Source organism: Pelomonas margarita, assembly GCF_043555875.1.
Classification (GTDB): domain Bacteria; phylum Pseudomonadota; class Gammaproteobacteria; order Burkholderiales; family Burkholderiaceae_C; genus Pelomonas; species Pelomonas margarita.
The window spans coordinates 17,834-33,309 of record NZ_JBIGHW010000001.1 but is presented as its reverse complement, the minus strand read 5'-3'; the positions used below and the strand labels follow the sequence as shown (position 1 = coordinate 33,309).

13 protein-coding genes are annotated in these 15,476 nt (G+C 69.3%); 2 read left to right on the top strand and 11 right to left on the bottom strand.

What is annotated here, in order from left to right; all coding sequences use genetic code 11:
* Position 1 precedes the first annotated feature (1 nt).
* Both ACG0Z3_RS00155 and ACG0Z3_RS00150 read left to right on the top strand, forming a co-directional pair.
* Positions 2 to 1,525 carry a glycoside hydrolase family 43 protein gene (locus tag ACG0Z3_RS00155; protein WP_394394356.1) on the top strand — a complete coding sequence of 508 codons (1,524 nt, stop codon included), beginning with the start codon at positions 2 to 4 and terminating at the stop codon, positions 1,523 to 1,525.
* On the top strand, positions 1,522 to 4,227 hold the full coding sequence (locus ACG0Z3_RS00150) for an alpha-L-rhamnosidase (RefSeq protein ID WP_394394355.1): 2,706 nt from the start codon (positions 1,522 to 1,524) through the stop codon (positions 4,225 to 4,227). The genes ACG0Z3_RS00155 and ACG0Z3_RS00150 overlap by 4 nt, the downstream gene beginning before the upstream one ends.
* 51 nt (positions 4,228 to 4,278) lie before the next feature.
* On the opposite strand, the gene ACG0Z3_RS00145 is transcribed toward ACG0Z3_RS00150, so the two are convergent.
* The 11 genes from ACG0Z3_RS00145 to ACG0Z3_RS00095 all read right to left on the bottom strand — a co-directional run bounded on the left by ACG0Z3_RS00145 (position 4,279) and on the right by ACG0Z3_RS00095 (position 15,472).
* Complete coding sequence (locus ACG0Z3_RS00145) at positions 4,279 to 4,971, bottom strand: pentapeptide repeat-containing protein (protein ID WP_394394353.1); 693 nt, start codon at positions 4,969 to 4,971, stop codon at positions 4,279 to 4,281.
* Positions 4,972 to 5,024: 53 nt separating this feature from the next.
* Positions 5,025 to 6,515, bottom strand: a complete 1,491-nt coding sequence (locus ACG0Z3_RS00140) for an MFS transporter (protein WP_394394352.1) — start codon at positions 6,513 to 6,515, stop codon at positions 5,025 to 5,027.
* On the bottom strand, positions 6,516 to 7,718 hold the full coding sequence (locus ACG0Z3_RS00135; RefSeq protein ID WP_394394351.1) for an MFS transporter: 1,203 nt from the start codon (positions 7,716 to 7,718) through the stop codon (positions 6,516 to 6,518). It abuts the gene before it with no gap.
* Between the two features lie 48 nt (positions 7,719 to 7,766).
* Positions 7,767 to 8,774, bottom strand: coding sequence for a Gfo/Idh/MocA family protein (locus ACG0Z3_RS00130; protein WP_394394350.1), 1,008 nt, complete (start codon positions 8,772 to 8,774; stop codon positions 7,767 to 7,769).
* A complete protein-coding gene (locus tag ACG0Z3_RS00125; RefSeq protein ID WP_394394349.1) occupies positions 8,771 to 10,447 on the bottom strand; it encodes a GMC oxidoreductase in 1,677 nt (558 codons plus the stop codon). Before ACG0Z3_RS00125 ends, ACG0Z3_RS00130 begins: the two co-directional genes overlap by 4 nt.
* 11 nt (positions 10,448 to 10,458) lie before the next feature.
* Positions 10,459 to 11,226 carry a TIM barrel protein gene (locus ACG0Z3_RS00120; RefSeq protein ID WP_394394348.1) on the bottom strand — a complete coding sequence of 256 codons (768 nt, stop codon included), beginning with the start codon at positions 11,224 to 11,226 and terminating at the stop codon, positions 10,459 to 10,461.
* Positions 11,223 to 12,005: a TIM barrel protein gene (locus ACG0Z3_RS00115; protein WP_394394347.1), complete on the bottom strand. Its 783-nt coding sequence runs from the start codon at positions 12,003 to 12,005 to the stop codon at positions 11,223 to 11,225. Before ACG0Z3_RS00115 ends, ACG0Z3_RS00120 begins: the two co-directional genes overlap by 4 nt.
* Positions 12,006 to 12,029: 24 nt before the next feature.
* On the bottom strand, positions 12,030 to 12,989 hold the full coding sequence (locus ACG0Z3_RS00110; RefSeq protein WP_394394346.1) for a sugar phosphate isomerase/epimerase family protein: 960 nt from the start codon (positions 12,987 to 12,989) through the stop codon (positions 12,030 to 12,032).
* Positions 12,982 to 13,950 carry a sugar phosphate isomerase/epimerase family protein gene (locus tag ACG0Z3_RS00105; protein ID WP_394394345.1) on the bottom strand — a complete coding sequence of 323 codons (969 nt, stop codon included), beginning with the start codon at positions 13,948 to 13,950 and terminating at the stop codon, positions 12,982 to 12,984. Before ACG0Z3_RS00105 ends, ACG0Z3_RS00110 begins: the two co-directional genes overlap by 8 nt.
* Before the next feature lie 85 nt (positions 13,951 to 14,035).
* Positions 14,036 to 15,064, bottom strand: a complete 1,029-nt coding sequence (locus ACG0Z3_RS00100) for a sugar phosphate isomerase/epimerase family protein (protein WP_394394344.1) — start codon at positions 15,062 to 15,064, stop codon at positions 14,036 to 14,038.
* 9 nt (positions 15,065 to 15,073) lie between these two features.
* Positions 15,074 to 15,472 carry a C-glycoside deglycosidase beta subunit domain-containing protein gene (locus tag ACG0Z3_RS00095; RefSeq protein WP_394394343.1) on the bottom strand — a complete coding sequence of 133 codons (399 nt, stop codon included), beginning with the start codon at positions 15,470 to 15,472 and terminating at the stop codon, positions 15,074 to 15,076.
* Positions 15,473 to 15,476: the final 4 nt, after the last annotated feature.

Sequence of the window (15,476 nt, the reverse complement as noted above, 5' to 3'; positions counted from 1 at the left end):
CATGACGCCACAGTTCCGCAACCCCATCCTGCCGGGCACCCACCCCGACCCCAGCATCTGCCGCGTCGGCGACGACTACTGGCTGGTCCACAGCTCCTTCGAGTTCTTCCCCGGCATTCCGATCTTCCACAGCCGCGACCTCGTGCATTGGCGGCAGTTGGGCCATGTGCTGACGCGGCCAAGCCAACTCGATCTGCGCGGCAGCCCTGCGTCGCTGGGCATCTTTGCGCCGACGCTGCGCCACATCGGCGGGCGCTTCCACGTCATCGCCACCAACGTGCACCTGCGCCGCAACTTCATCGTGTCCGCCGAGCACGCTGAAGGACCGTGGAGCGACCCGCTGTGGCTGGACTGGCCCGGCATCGACCCGTCGCTGTTCCAGGACGAAGACGGCCGCGTCTTCATCAGCGGCAACGGCGGTTTCCTGGGTGACGAGCCGGTGGGCATCTACCAGGCCGAACTCGACCTCACGACGGGCAGCCTGCTGTCGCCCCGCAAGCGTGTGTGGGCCGGCACCGGCGGCCATGCACCCGAGGGACCGCACCTCTACCGGCGCGGCGGCTGGTACGTCCTGCTGATCGCCGAGGGCGGCACCGAGTACGGCCACATGGTCACCGTGGCGCGCAGCCGCCAGGTCGATGGCCCGTTTGAGGCTTGCCCACACAACCCCATCCTCAGCCACCGCAGCAGCGGCAGCCCCCTCCAGGCCACCGGGCATGCCGACCTCGTGCAAACACCCGCGGGCGACTGGTGGGCCGTGCTGCTGGGCATACGCCCCGCACCGCTGCCGTTCGCGCCGTCACGCCAGCATCTGGGCCGCGAGACGCTGCTCGCACCGGTGGACTGGGGTGACGACGGCTGGCCGCGCATCGGCCGCGAGGGCCGCGTGCACGAGACGATGGACGCGCCGAAGCTGGCGGCCGCGCCGGTCAATGCGGCGCCGACGCGCACGCATTTCGATGGCCCTGCGCTGCCGCACGAGTTCCAGCATCTGCGCGAGCCCCGCCATGCCAGCCTGAACACACGCCCCGGCTGGCTCACACTGCAGGGCGCCACCGACACGCTGGACACGCCCGCCGGCACGCCGGCCTTCGTCGGCCGCCGCCAGCAGCATTTCGACTGCCACGCGGCCACGTGCCTCGACTTTGATCCCGCGGACCATGGCGACGAAGCCGGGCTCACGGTCTACAAAAGCGCGGCCTTCCACTACGACCTCGTGCTGGCCCGTCGCGATGGACAGCGCGTCATCCGGCTGCGCCGCCGCGTCGCAAGCCTGTGCCAGGTCGACGCAGAGCAGGCCGTGCCCGACGGCCCGCTGGTACTGGGCATCGAGGCCGATGCGACGCATTACCGCTTCTTCTTCCAGCCGCCAAACGCCGAGCCGACCTCGCTGGGTCGCGGCGAATGCGCGCTGCTGGCCACCGAGGTGGCCGGCGGCTTCACCGGCGTCTATCTTGGCCTGACTGCCAGTGGCAGCAGTCCGGCGCATTTCCAGTGGCTGGACTACCACCCCCTCTCCCTATGACGACTCCGACCGCTCTGAACGAACCCCTGTGGCTGGCTGCCGAGGACACCGCCGCCCGCGCCGAGCGCGAGGCCGGCTGGCACTGGGCCTGGGACGACGGCCCCGCCGACGGCGAGCTGCGCCAGTGTGTCTGGGCCTTCGACCTAGCCGAGCCGCTGCCGGCCGCACGGCTGACGCTGGCGGCGCAGAAAGGCCTGCCCGGCGTATGGCTGGACGGGCGCCTGCTCTTTGCCTCCCAGGACGGCATGGCCGGCCGCGAACTGCGTGACCTGGAACTCGGCGACCTCGCAGCCGGCCCGCACCGGCTGGCGGTGACCGTGCGCACGTTTCATCCTTTCATCCAGGAGCCGCGCCAGGGCGGCATCGGCGCGTTGCTGCGCAGCGGCGACGTCTTCATCGCACCGCAACCCGGCGACTGGCGCATCCGCACCGGCACCGCCGAGGGCTGGCAGAACGCATCGCTGGATGACGCCTGGCCAACGGCTGTCGCGCCTCACGAAGTCATCGACTGGCTGCCTGCGCCGGCCCAGGCCGGCCGGCTGATGCGGCGCCGCTTCGATCTGCCGCAAAACGCCGCCCAGGCCACGCTGCAGATCACGGCGCTGGGCGGCTACGAGGCCCGACTGAACGGCAAGCGCGTCGGCGATGCGCTGCTGACGCCTGAAAACAGCGACTTTCGGGTTCGCCTGCTACTGCAACGCTACGACGTGACCGATCTGCTGCGCGCCGGCGAGAACGTGCTGGGTGTGACAGTGGCCGACGGCTTCTACGCCAGCGAGGCCATCGGCCGTGGCCGCTACCCCTTCGGCGCTGCGCCGCGGCGGCTGTGGGCACGGCTGGAGTTGACGTCGGCCGATGGCTCGACACAGCTCGTCACGACAGACCTCGACTGGCAGTCCGCACCGGCACCCACGGTCTTCGCCGAGATCTATCACGGCGAGACCCACGACGCGCGCCTGGAGCCCGCCGGCTGGGACGAGCCGGGCTTCGACGCCAGCGCGTGGGACGCCGTTTGGATGGCCCCCGCGCCGCCCTGCGCACTGATGCCGCAGGAGAGCCCACCGATCCGGGCAACCCAACTGCTGAAGCCCAGGAGCATCCGCCGCCTCACCAACGGCGACCATGTCGTCGACTTCGGTCAGAACTTCGCCGGCTGGTGCCGCATCCGCGTGCGCGGCGAGGCAGGCCGCACGATCACGCTACGGCACGCCGAGATCATCGGCGACGACGGCGCGGTCGACATGCGCAACCTGCGCGCGGCCCAATGCACCGACCGCTACACCCTGCGTGGCGACCCGACGGGCGAGCAGTGGGAGCCCCGCTTCACGTACCACGGCTTCCGCCACGTGCAGGTCAGCGGCTGGCCGGGCGAGCTGCGCGCCGAGGACATCGATGGCATCGTCGTACACAGCGATCTCGGCATCACCGGCCACATCGACAGCACCCAGCCCATCGTGCAGGGGCTGTGGCACAACACGCTGTGGAGCCAACGCAGCAACTTCGTCGGCATGCCCACCGACTGCCCGCAACGCGACGAGCGCCTGGGCTGGACGGGCGATGCGCAGGTGTTCTGGCCCACTGCAGCCTTCAACATGGACGTGCGCGGCTTCACGCGCCGCTTTCTGGCCGACCTGCGCGCCAGCCAGCGCGCCGACGGCGCCTACGCCGACACCAACCCGCCTGCGCTGCCGGCCTATGGCGCGCATGGCTGGAGCGATGCCGGCGTCGTGCTGCCGCACACGGTGTGGCAGCACTATGGCCTGGACTCGTCACGCGCGCTGCTCGACGAGCACTGGGACTCGATGGAGCGCTGGATGGCCTGGATCGCCGACGTTAATCCGGACGGACTGTGGGCCAAGCGCCGCGACGTGGACTTCGGCGACTGGCTGTCGCTGGACGCGAAAAACCTGATGGAGGCCACCACGCCCAAGCTGCTCAGCGCCACCGCCTGTTGGGCGCGCATGCTGGGCATGATGGTTCAGATGGCGCAGGCCACCGGCCGCGTCGAGCGGGCTGCCCACTTCGCGGCCTGGCATGGGCGCGTGGCCGCCGCCTTCGCCGCGGCGTTCGTGCAACCCGACGGCAAGGTGGGCAACGGCAGCCACACCAGCTACATCCTCGCGCTGGCCTTCGGCCTCGTGCCCCCAACGCTGCAGCAGACCGCGGCCGACCAACTCGCCGCCAACATCCGCGAGCGCGGCACGCTGCTGACAACCGGCTTCCTGGGCACGCCCTTCAGCCTCGACGTGCTGGCCGACCACGGCCATGCGGACCTAGCCGTGGCGCTGCTGCTGCGCACCGAATACCCGAGCTGGGGCTACATGGTGGCGCGCGGCGCGACGACGATCTGGGAACGCTGGAATGGCGACACCGGCGACGTGGCGATGAACTCTTTCAACCACTATGCCCTTGGCTCAATCACGGGCTTCCTGTACCGGCGCGTAGCCGGCCTAGCCAGCGAGGCGCCGGGCTTCAAGTCGGTGCTGTGCCAGCCGCTGCTGGACACACGACTGGGCGAGGGCAATTGCCGGCTGACGACAGAACACGGCGTCCTCGCCAGCGCCTGGGGTCTCGACGATGCGGGCCGCCCCTGGTTCGAGATCAGTCTGCCTGCCGGCGTCACAGGCCGCATGGCCTTACCTGGCGGCCTGTCTCAACCCCTTGGCAGCGGCACACACAGGGTCGTCGGCAAGGCCCGTTGACACGACGGGCGCGGTTGACGCCCTCGGCCGAGATCGGCCGCAAGCCCAGCTTCAGATGACCTGGACGCCCAGCGCGGCGACGATGGCCGCCGCCTGATCGACCGACATGATGCTGCCCTGGTAATGCTGCAGCAGGTCGCCGACCTGCACCTCCCCGAGCCTGGCGCGGCGCAGGTCGGCCCGAGCGAAGCGGGCGCCCTTGAGGGCCGCGTTGGCCAGACTGCACTCCTGCCAGACCGTGTCCGTGAAGTCGCAGCCCGACAGGTCGGCGCCTTCGAAGTTCAGCCCGTCGAGCACCTGCTTGCGGAACGACATCCCGCGCAGGTCGGCATTGACGGCCAGGCTCTGCGCCAGCCGCATGCCCAGCGTCTGCGCCTCGGTGAAGCGGGCACCGGTGAGCTTGACCTCGACGAACGCCGCCGACGACAGCCGCGCGCGACGCCACTGGGTGTTGTTCAGATCGCAGGACTCGAAACTGGCATCGGTCAGGTCAGCGAGCTCAAAGTCGGCGCCGCCCGCGCGGCACCCACGCCAGCGCGTGCCGGTCAGCGAGGCGCGGCGCAGCCGCGTGCCCGCCAGGCTGCAGCCCACGAACAGCGCCTGCCCCAGGGCCAGGCCCTCCAGGTCTTCGCCGTCGAACACGCAGTGCTGGAAGCTGAGCTGCCGTGGCGTGAGGTCGATGTACTGCTGGAGAGCCTGCCTGTCCAGCGTCTCGCGGACGGCGGTGAATTCGGGTGTCGACATGGGAAAGGTGCGCCGGTCCGGACGGCCGGCGCTGCAATCTGCAATCAAAGGGCTCAGTGTGCCTGGGCGGGTGACGGAGCCAGGCCGGCCGGCAAGCGCCATGCAAGCGCCACCGATGCCAGTAGCAAGGCGCCCAGGCCCGGCAGCGTGGTGATCAGCAGCAGTGGCGTGTGCCCGGCCTCTGCCGGGCCATGAACCAACCCGGCCACCAGCGCGATCGCAGCGACGGCCGCGAACTGTCGCGCGGCATTGACGACGCCGGAGGCACCGCCCGCCTGGTCGCGCGGCACGGCGTGCAGGGTCAGCGACGTCAACGGCGGGCCGATGAAGCCGACCCCGAGCCCCAGCAGCCCCTGCGCCAGGAAGCCAGGCCATTGCATGACTAGCGCCACGGGCTCGCCCCACAGGCCGGCCGCGATGCCGGCCATCAACGCAATGCCCGCGGCCTGGAACAGCAGCCCGAGCAGGATGCAGCGCCCTCCGAGCCGGGCGAACGCCAGCTTGCCCAGGTAGGTCACGCTGAGCATGACGCCCAGTGCGATGGGCATGCACAGCAGTGCCATGCGCGTGGCGCTCAGGCCGGCCCCCGACTGCCAGGCCAGCGTCAGCACGAACAGCTGCGCCGGCACCAGCCCCGTGCACAGCAGCGACAGCAGCAGGCCGCGCCGGTAGCCGGAATCGCGCATCAGGCGCGGCTGCACGATGGGGTGGCCGCCCTGCCCCTCGATGCGCCGGCAGTGGCGCCACAGCAGCCAGCTCCACAGAGGCGCGCTGCCCAGCAGCAGCACGAGCGGCCAACGCCAGCCCTGCTCCGGCCCCTGCATCAGCGGCACGGTCCACGCCAGGGCAGCGACCAGGCACAGCACGGCGCCCGTGAGGTCCAGGCTCGTGCCAGGCGCAGGCGCGTCCTTCGGCAGCAGGCGCAGCGCACCCACGATGGCCAGCAGGCCCACGGGCAGGTTGATCAGGAAAACCGAGCGCCAGCCCAGGCCGCCCACGTCGGCGTCCACCAGCAGGCCGCCGATGACCGGGCCAAGCGCGGAGGACACGCCGCCCAGCGTGCCGAAGATGGTGAACGCGCGCATGCGCTCATGCGGCGCATACATCGCCTGCATCAGCGTCAGCACCTGCGGCACCATCACGGCGCCACACGCGCCCTGGGCGACCCTCGCCAGGACCAGGCCGCCCGCCGTCGTCGCCAGGCCGCAGGCCAGCGATGCCACCGTGAAGCTCGCCACGCCCCAGACGAACATCGTCCGGTAGCCGTATAGATCGCCCAGCCGGCCGCCGACGACCAACAGCACCGCGAACGCGAGCGCGTAGCCGGCCACGATCCAGGCCACCTGCGCCCCGCTGGCATGCAACGCCTGGCCGATGCCGGGCAGCGCCACGTTGACGATGGTGACGTCCAGCAGATCCATCACGAAGGCGATCGCCACGACGACGAACGCGAGCGTGCGCCGCCCCGGCGACAGCCCGGCCGCCGTGGCCGGACATGGCTGCGCCACCGACCCCGAGGGGCCGGCACTCTGGCGTCCGCTCATTCAGCGCACCTGCCCACCACTGAGCCGCGAGCCGGGCACGCGCCAGGCCTGGACGGCCTGCCCCAGCGCGATGGCGATGCACACGCCGCCCGCGGCGACGAAGGTCGGCAGCAGCCCGCCCGTCCAGTTGCGCGCCAGCGTGACAAACAGCGGCGACAGGAACTGGCCCAGGAAGAAGGCGCTGGTCCACCAGCCCATGCCGCGTCCGCGGAACTGGTCAGGCAGCTCGCGCAGGCCCCAGCCGATCAGGATGGGAATGCACATGCCCGCGCCCAGCTGCTGCACGAAGGCAAAGCCGACGACGGTGGTGATGTCGTGCGACAGGCCGATACCCACCATGCCCACGCCCAGCAACAGGAACAGCACGGTGAACTGCAGCGCCGCGCTGCGCTTGGACAGCAGCTTGAACACGATGGCGCCCAGCGGCACCGCGGCGCTGGCCACGGCGCTGTAGTTGCCAATGCGGTGAATCTCCTTGAGACCCATCGCATCCAGCGCGAGCGAGAACTGCAGCGTGTAAACAAAGTACAGCGCGGCCAGCACGAAGGTGGTGCCGGCGATGCGCAGCATCATCGCGTAGGGGAAGCGCGGCTGAATCCAGCTGCCCGAGGCGGTAAAGCTGGGCGCCGGCCGCTCGGGCTCGAACAGGAAGAACCACGCGGCCAGCGCGATGACCAGCGCCAGGCCGTAGACGAGGAAGGAGAAGTTCCAGCCGAACGACGCCAGGTAGCCGCTGGCGGCCAGCAGCACCGAGCCGCAGGCGGACCCGACGATGCCCTGCCACATCAGCCACTTGTTGCGCTGGTCCTTGTCGAAGTAGTCGCCCAGCAGCGTGTTGCCCATGGTCAGGATGAAGGCCTCGCCGACACCCAGCAGCAGGCGGCCGGCGAACAGCACCGCAAAGTCCTGGATGAAGAAGGGCAGCATGCCGCCCACGCCGTAAACGGCCGCGAAGCCGATGGCCAGCTTGCGCCGGCCCACGCGGTCGGCAAGCCAGCCGGCAAAGGGCGACAGCAGCGCCACACAAAGCCCAGGCGCCGACAGCACCAGCGGCGCCAGCGTCTGGATGTTGGGCACATGCTGGAAGTTCTTCACCAGCAGCGGCACGATGGGCATCAAGGCCACAATGGCCATCATGGGCAGCAGGCTGATCGCGATGATGATCAGGCCCTGAGGGATGCCGGCACGGCGGGGGGTGTGCATGGTTGTCTCCGTCTTTTTGGTATTGCTGTCGCAGCCGTGATGCGCCGGTCAGCCGGCGGAACGAGCGTCTCGTTCCTGCGCCAGCGCCGCCTGGATGCGCTGCATGATGTCCAGTACCTCGGCAGTGGCGGACACCGGGTGAAGGGGATGTTCGGTGCTGCCGGCCAGGATGGCCGCGTTGACCGCGCGGAACATCGGCACATAGCCGGCTCCCTCGCGCGCAAAGCTCAGCTCCTGCACCGCGGGCGGTGCCGGCGGCTTGCCGGTGGTGATCTTCAGGCCGCCGGGCGAGAACAGCGGCTCCAGGAAGTCGATGGCGCCGCTGCGCCCGCCCAGCCAGCCACGCGGCGGCACGAGGCAGGTGATGGACGTGGCCAGCTGCGCCAGCGCACCGCCCGCGTAGCGCAACGTAATCGCTTCCTCCAGATCCACGCCGTCGGGCTGGGTGCGGCCGGTGACGCTGATGGCCTCCAACCGGCCGAGGAACATCTGCGCCAGCGTGATCGTGTAGACGCCCATGTCGTACAGCGCGCCGCCGCCCAGTGCGGCGTCCCAGAAGCGTTTGGGGCCGTCCGGCGGAACGGGGTAGCCCAGGCCGGCCTGCAGCAGGCGCGGCTCGCCGATGGCGCCCTGCCCGACCAGCTCGACCGCCTTGCGCATGGCCGGGCTGAACTTCATCCACATGGCTTCCATCAGGAAGACGCCGTGCTCGGCGGCGATGCGGCCCAGCTCGCGGGCCTCGTCGCCGGTCATGGTCAGCGGTTTCTCACACAGCACATGCTTGCCCGCGCGCAGCGCCTGGGCCGCCAGCGCGAAATGCGTGGCATGCGGCGTGCCGATGTAGACGGCGTCGATGTCGGGACTGGCGCACAGCTGCGCATGGTCGTCGAAGGACAGCGCCAGCCCGTGGGCCTGGGCAAAGGCTTCGGCATTGGCTCGCGAGCGCGAACCGATGGCGACGACCTCGGCGTCCGGACACAGGCGCAGGTCACCCACCGTGCGCTTGCCGATGCCGCCGGTGCCCACGATGGCCCAGCGTACTTTTCCGCTCGTCATGCGCGCAGCTCCTCGGAATGGGCGTACTCGCTGGCGATGTGCTCGCAGGCCCGCACCGTCAGCGCCATCGTCGTCAGCGTCGGGCCGCAGGTGCCGTTGGTGACGAAGCAGCTGCTGTCGGTGACGAAGACGTTGGGCGCATCCCAGAGCTGGTTCATCGCATTCAAGACCGAGGTCTTGGGGTCGTCGCCCATGCGCGCGCCACCGCATTCATGGATGGCCGCGCCGACCGCGACGCTGCGCTTGTAGGCCAGGCGGAACAGCAGACGCTCATGCCACTTGTTGTTGGGCATGAAGGGGCTGTCAGGGTCAATACCCAGCGGGCTGATGAGGAAGTCGGTGCGCAGGCCGGCCTCGCGCATCAGCGCCTTCTGCGTGTCGACCTGGTTGCGCAGCAGCTTCCATTCGTTGTCGCGCATGCGGATGCCCACGGACGGGATGGGCACACCCAGGCGGTCGCGACGGCGTGCCAGCGTCACGCGGTTGTCGGCATGCGGCAGCATCTCGCCGTGGCCGGTGAGGCCGACGATGGAGTCCATGTGCTGCGGCACCATGGGCCGGCCGATGATGCCCTGCAGGTTGAAGCCGCCGGCAAAACCGCCCGCACCGGGACGCTTGAGGTTCTGGAAGCGGGGGATGTAGATGCCGCCGTGGTTGTCGGCCGGCGAGGTGCCGTCCACCAGCTGGCCGCCCTTGAAGCCGGGCGCAGAGCCCAGGCTCAGCGTCAGCATCTGGTCCATGAAGTAGCGGCCCAGCAGGCCCGAGGAATTGCCCAGGCCGTTGGGGTGCTGTTCGGCGGCGGAGTTCAGCAGCAGGCGAAGGCTCTCGATGGTGGACGCGCACAGCACCACCACGTTGCCCTTCGCCTCATGGCGTGTGCCGCTGAACTTGTCGATGTAGGTGACGCCGGTCGCTCGGCCGCTGCGCGGGTCGGTGTTGACGCGCTCCACCGGCGAGTTGGAGCGCAGCGTCAGCTTGCCGGTGGCAGCGGCGGCCTGCAGCGGCGTGGTGGTGCGGTTGCGCTGATCGTCCACCGGCGTGGCTTCCTTGCGCACATAGCGCCAGGCCATGACCTTGCAATCCGGCCAACGGGCTTCGACCTTGGCCTTGAAGGCCTGCTCGGCAGTGCTCAGGCCAGCTGGGCGCACATAGCTGCCGCTGGGGCAGTAGGCGATGCCGTCGTCATTGCCCACCACGCCCAGAAAGCGCTCGACCCGCTCGTAGTAGGGCGCGATGTCGGCATAAGAGATAGGCCAGTCAAAGCCCGTGCCCTCGTGGCTCTTGAACTTGAAGGTGTGATCCGACATGCGCAGCGCCACGCGGCCCCAGGCCAGGAAGCGCCCGCCCACCTGCTTGCCGCGCAGCCACAGGTAGTTGTCCTGCGGCGACTGGTAGGGGTGCTCACGGTCGTTGACGAACAGGAAGCTCTTTTCCGGCGTGAAGAAGGACGTCAGCGCCTGCTTGTGCTGGCCGTTGATGCCGGCCTTGATGCGGGCCATGGAGCCGATGCTGGCGAAGTTGGCCTTGAGGGCTTCCTCGAACTTCTGCTCGGGCAGCGGGCCGCCGGCCTCCAGCACCAGCACGGTCAGGCCGCGCTCGGTGAGTTCCTTGGCCGCAAAGCCGCCGGTGGCGCCGGAGCCCACGACGATGGCATCGAATTGGTCTTGTTTCATGGTGTCGTTGTTCAAAGGCCCAAGCTGCGGCGCGTCAGCGCGAGCGACTCGGCGATGGGCAGCGTGGGCAGGTATTCAAGGCCGATGGGGCCGGCGTAGCCATGCTGGCGCAGCAGCGGCAGCAGCGTGGCCCAGGGCAGGCGGCCGGTGCCGGGCTCATGGCGGCCTTCGAAGTCGGCCACCTGCACATGGCCGATCAGTTCGATGCGGTCAGCGAAGGCATCGTCGAAGCTCTGGCCGTCGACGGCGTTGTGGAACACGTCGGCCAGCAGCTTGAGCGCCGGGCTGCCCACTTGCTCCACGATGTCCAGCCCCTGGCGGATGTTGCGCACGGCCATCAGGTTGCCGTTGATGACCATGTGCACCGGCTCCAGCAGGATGGTCGCGCCGCCGTCCTCGGCGATGCGGCAGGCCTCGCGCAGCACCTTCACCGCATTGGCGCGCAGCTCCCCGTCGCCCTGACCGGGCAGACCGAAGCCCGAGGCCAGGATCATGTGCGCGCCGTTCAGCCGGCGGGCCACGGGCACGGCGTCGCGCACGCCGGCCAGCACGGTGGCATGCTCGGCGGGGTTCACCAGGCTGGCGCGCGGGTCCACGCCAAAGCTGAACACCTGCACGCCGGTCTCAGCCATCACGTCGACGATGGCGTCCAGCGGCTTCTCGCGCCACAGCCACATGTCCACCGCGTCAAAGCCGTCGGCCTTGGCGGCGCGAAAGCGCTCGACGAAGTCCGGATGCTCGGCCTTGTAGAGCATCTCGATGCAGGGGATGAGCTTCATGCCGACACCTCCGCCATGCCGAAGACCTCGCGGGTACGGGCCAGCGAATCCAGCGTCGAGCCGCTGGGGCGGTATTCCAGCCCGATGTCGCCCTGGTAGCCGGCGGCCTTCAGCGCCGGCAGCCAGGCGGCCCAGGCTATGCTGCCCGTGCCAGGCTCGTGGCGACCATTCGTGTCGGCCACCTGAACATAACCGATCAGATGAGCGCGCTGCAGGATCTCGCGGTAGTCCTCGCCCATCACAGCGGCGTGGTAAGCGTCGTACAGCAGGCGCACGGCCGGGCTGTCCACCGCTTCGACGATGTCCAGGCCTTCGAGGGCCGAACCCATGAAGAAGCCGACATGGTCGATGCGGGTGTTCAGCGGCTCCAGCAGCAACCGCATGCCGGCGGCCTGGACGCGCGGCGCAGCGCGCTTCAGCAGGTAGACCATGTTGTCGTGCTGCTCGGCGGCCGAGGCACCGGCCAGCGCCGGGCCGCCGGCGATCACCATGTCCTTCGCCCCCAGGCGCTGGCACATCGCCATCGTGCGATCGATGGCATCCATCACATAGGCCTCCTTGCTGCGGTCGACGCAGCCCACGCGGGGCCCGACCGTCAGGCTCAGCAGCCGAACGCCCGTGTCCTTCAACGCGGCGGCCACCGCGTCCATGCCCTCCGGGCCCCACATGTGGAACTCCACGCGGTCCAGGCCCGCGGCAGCGGCCGCGCGAATACGGGCCGGCATGTCGCCAGCCTCGTTGAACATGTACAGGTCTTCAATGACGGCAGACAGCTTCATCGCGTCTTCTCCTTGTTGTTGTTCTCAACCGAGCAGCGGCTGCAGCACATGGCGCACAGTCCAGGCGTTCTGCATCATGCTGGCGGCCGCGGGTGCAGGGCCCTTGTCGCTCTCGACGATGAGCCAGCCGGCATAGCCGGTCTCGCGCAGCGCACCCATCAGCGCGGGCCAGTCCACCAGGCCGGCGCCCAGCTCGCCGAACCAGCGCTCGATGCGGCGCTCACCGCCGGCCTGCAGCAGCGCGCGCTCGGCGTTGGGGGCGCGGTACTCGTTCTGCGTGTCCACAGCCAGCGCGTCCTTGAGGTGGATGTGCTGCACGCGGGCATGGAAGCGGCGGTACCAGGCCGTCACGTCATGGCCAGCGATGGTCAGCTCGGCCGTGTCCATGCACAGGCCCACGGTGGCCGGGTCCAGAAGGGCCAGCCAGGTGGCCAGCTCGTCGGCGTCGCGCAGCGGGGCGACCGCGTCCAGGTGCAGCACGGTCTTGATGCCCAGCGCCGCCGTCATCGCGCCGACCGCGTTCCAGCAGTCGGCAGCGGCGGCCTGACGTTCGGCATTGAGCCCGCCGTGGCGACCGTGCGGCGGCAGCGCGCGCACCACCAGCACCTCGCCGCCCACGTCCGCCAGCAGCCGCGCGAACACGCCCGCCTGCTGCAGCAGCAGCGCATGCTGACCGCGGTCCGTGCAGTCCAGGCCGTGGTGCAGTTCCTCGAAGCTCATCTGCAGCGGGTCGAAGAACAGGCTGGCCACGCGCTGGATGCCCCAGTCGCGCAACTGCAGCTTGAAGTGCTCGATCGAACCGAAGTTCTGCACGATGTTCTCGGGTCTGCCCATCGGGTCCCAACGGCCGGTGCCGCCCGACAGTTCGATGGCGTCGAAGCCGCACGCGGCCGTGACCTTCAGCGCCCTCTCCTGCTGCTCCATGCGCGCGAATCCCGTGAAGCCGGCCTTCCACTGGTTGGTGGCGTATCCCCACTTAGTCATGGATGCCCCTCAGCACGTTGCGAATCGTCCAGGCCGCGATGGCGGTGCTCTCGGGGTAGTTGCCGCCGCCGACGTCGGCCTTGTCATGCTCCACGCCCACCCAGCCCTGCCAGCCGACCTCCTTCATCGCGCCGTACAGCGCCGGGAAGTCCACCAGCCCGCCCTCGGTGCCGATCTCGTAGAACCAGCGCGCCGTCGTCGGCGCCATGACCTCGGCGTCGGGCTTGCGGCGGTAGTCGCCGTTGGTGTCGACGTGGTGCGTGTCCTTCAGGTGGAAGGCGGCGCAGCGGTCGTGCAGCTTCAGGAAGAGCTCGGTCGGGTCGACACCGGCGATGACATGCTGGGCCGTGTCCAGGCACAGGAAGACATAGCGCGGGTCGGTCCAGTCGTAGAACTTCTGCAGCTGCTCGGCCGAGCGGATGCCGCAGAAGAACTCGTGGTGGCAGCAGGTCTTGACGCCGTAGCCCTCCAGCGTCATCTGGCCGACGCGGTTCCACAGCTCGGCGCAGGCGCGGAGCTTGTCGTCGGTGACCGGCTCGACATCAAAGTAGAGCCCGGCCGGCATGACGATGAAGTTCTGCACGCCGAGGCCGGCGCTGCTCTTCATGATGTATTCGGCGTAGCGAACGATGTGGTCGTGCGTGGCACGCACATGCGGCGTGCTCTGGCGCGCGTCGTACATCACCGCGTGGAACAGGCTCAGCACGCGGTCGATGCCGCGCGACTGCATGAACTCGCGCGCGGCCGGCAGGCTGCCGAACAGGTCACGCAGCGCGCCGAGGTGGAAGTCGAAGGTCTCGATGGCTTCATAGCCCACACCGGCGACCTGCTTGAGAAAAGCGTCGAAGCGCTCCACGGAGCTGTACTGCGAGATCTGGCCTTGGGCCGTATCCACGCGCCAGTGATCCATGTAGGCGTAGCGCAGCTTGCGCCCGCCCAGTGGCGTTCCGACAGTGGTCATGTGCGCCCCTCGTCCGACGGGTACGTCGGCCGGTCCCCCGAGGGGACGGCGGGCCGGCTCGGGAGCGGCCCAGCGCTCGGCCCGGTCATGCCGCCTGCCCCGTGTGCTTGGCGATGATGCGCCGCGCCAGCGCCTGGTGCTTGGCGACCATGTCGAAGGCGTCCACGCCGCGCATGTAGAGGTGGCCCTCCCATTCGCTGGACATGAAGCCGGTGTAGCCGCCGTCGTGGAAGACCGGCAAGATCTTGTCGTAGGCGATCGAGGTCTCGTTGCCGTCGGCGTCGAAGTCGTAGAACTTGCCGTGCACGTGCACCACCTGCGGGATGAGTTCCTTCCACATCTCGGCCTCACCGGGGCTGAGGATGTTGAACATCACCGACAGCGCACTAACGTCGGCCGGGTCGGCCTTCAGCGGCTCCACGCGGCGGGCGAACTCCTGGCGCTTCCAGCCAGCGTCCTTGGGCAAGTGCCACACCTCCAGCGCCAGCTGGATCAGGTGCTCGGGCAGCTCCTGGCGGCGCAGGTTCTCGATGTAGGTGGCCGGCAGGGCGAAGGCGCAGCAGCCGAAGTCGGGCACGAAGCCCAGCAGCGGCGAGTTGACCTTGGCATAGGCCTCGCGGTAGGCCATGACCGGCGGCGAGTTGGGGTTCAGCGGCGCATGCACCTCGGGGCCCATCTTGATGCCGTGCTTCTCCAGCAGCGGCAGGAGTCGGATGGCCACTTCGGCAGGCGCGGCGAACTGGCTGCGGATGACCGGGAAGCCCAGCTTCGCGGCGGCCTCGATCTGCGGCACGTGGTAGGCCACGGCCTCGTCGATGCTCATCATCGTGCCGCGCTTCAGGGCCATGTCGGCGTTGATGGCCAGGCTGCTGGGCGTCAGACCGTGCTGGGCCATCAGGTCCTTGAAGCGCGCGGCGAACTCGTCGCTGACGTTGGGAAAGCCGCGGATGCTGGAGAAGCCGATGATCTCCAGGCCCGGGCCGAGATTGCGGCGCGCGACCTCGGCGATCAGCTCCTCGAAGCCGAAGCGGCGCTCATGCCACTCGTTGGTGAAGCTGTACAGCGTGGAGCCAAGCTTGAAGCCCTTGGCGGCAGGCGTTTGGTTTGCGGTCATGGGGAGAACTCAGGCAGCCTGCAGGACCGCGTCGCCGCGGGTCACCCAGGTCAGCATCGGGATGTAGGGCGGGAACAGGTTCAGCGTCAGCACGACGCGGTGCGCGCCGGCGGCCAGCGGCTGCGGCGTGGGCACATGCAGCGTCACGGAGTCCTGGATGAACCACCACGCGGCTATCTGCTCGGGCAGCTCGGCCAGCGTGTAGCGGCGGCCTTCATGCTCGATGGTGGCGCCGTCCAGCGACACGGGCTGGTCATCCACGAGCAGCTCGCTAGGCATCACCACCGACAGCGGCAGCGAGCGGTACCAGGGGAGGCGGACGTCCAGCGCCAGGCCCTCGGGCGTGACGCGCGAGTCTTGCGGCGTGATCAGCACATCGCTGAAGTTGTTCTTGAAGAAGCGGGCCATGGGT

Coding starts and splice junctions, on each gene's coding strand:
- ACG0Z3_RS00155 (WP_394394356.1), top strand. CDS start 2: ATGACGCCACAGTTCCGCAACCCCATCCTGCCGGGCACCCACCCCGAC.
- ACG0Z3_RS00115 (WP_394394347.1), bottom strand. CDS start 12,005: ATGAAGCTGTCTGCCGTCATTGAAGACCTGTACATGTTCAACGAGGCT.
- ACG0Z3_RS00110 (WP_394394346.1), bottom strand. CDS start 12,989: ATGACTAAGTGGGGATACGCCACCAACCAGTGGAAGGCCGGCTTCACG.
- ACG0Z3_RS00150 (WP_394394355.1), top strand. CDS start 1,522: ATGACGACTCCGACCGCTCTGAACGAACCCCTGTGGCTGGCTGCCGAG.
- ACG0Z3_RS00100 (WP_394394344.1), bottom strand. CDS start 15,064: ATGACCGCAAACCAAACGCCTGCCGCCAAGGGCTTCAAGCTTGGCTCC.
- ACG0Z3_RS00095 (WP_394394343.1), bottom strand. CDS start 15,472: ATGGCCCGCTTCTTCAAGAACAACTTCAGCGATGTGCTGATCACGCCG.
- ACG0Z3_RS00125 (WP_394394349.1), bottom strand. CDS start 10,447: ATGAAACAAGACCAATTCGATGCCATCGTCGTGGGCTCCGGCGCCACC.
- ACG0Z3_RS00105 (WP_394394345.1), bottom strand. CDS start 13,950: ATGACCACTGTCGGAACGCCACTGGGCGGGCGCAAGCTGCGCTACGCC.
- ACG0Z3_RS00145 (WP_394394353.1), bottom strand. CDS start 4,971: ATGTCGACACCCGAATTCACCGCCGTCCGCGAGACGCTGGACAGGCAG.
- ACG0Z3_RS00120 (WP_394394348.1), bottom strand. CDS start 11,226: ATGAAGCTCATCCCCTGCATCGAGATGCTCTACAAGGCCGAGCATCCG.
- ACG0Z3_RS00140 (WP_394394352.1), bottom strand. CDS start 6,515: ATGAGCGGACGCCAGAGTGCCGGCCCCTCGGGGTCGGTGGCGCAGCCA.
- ACG0Z3_RS00135 (WP_394394351.1), bottom strand. CDS start 7,718: ATGCACACCCCCCGCCGTGCCGGCATCCCTCAGGGCCTGATCATCATC.
- ACG0Z3_RS00130 (WP_394394350.1), bottom strand. CDS start 8,774: ATGACGAGCGGAAAAGTACGCTGGGCCATCGTGGGCACCGGCGGCATC.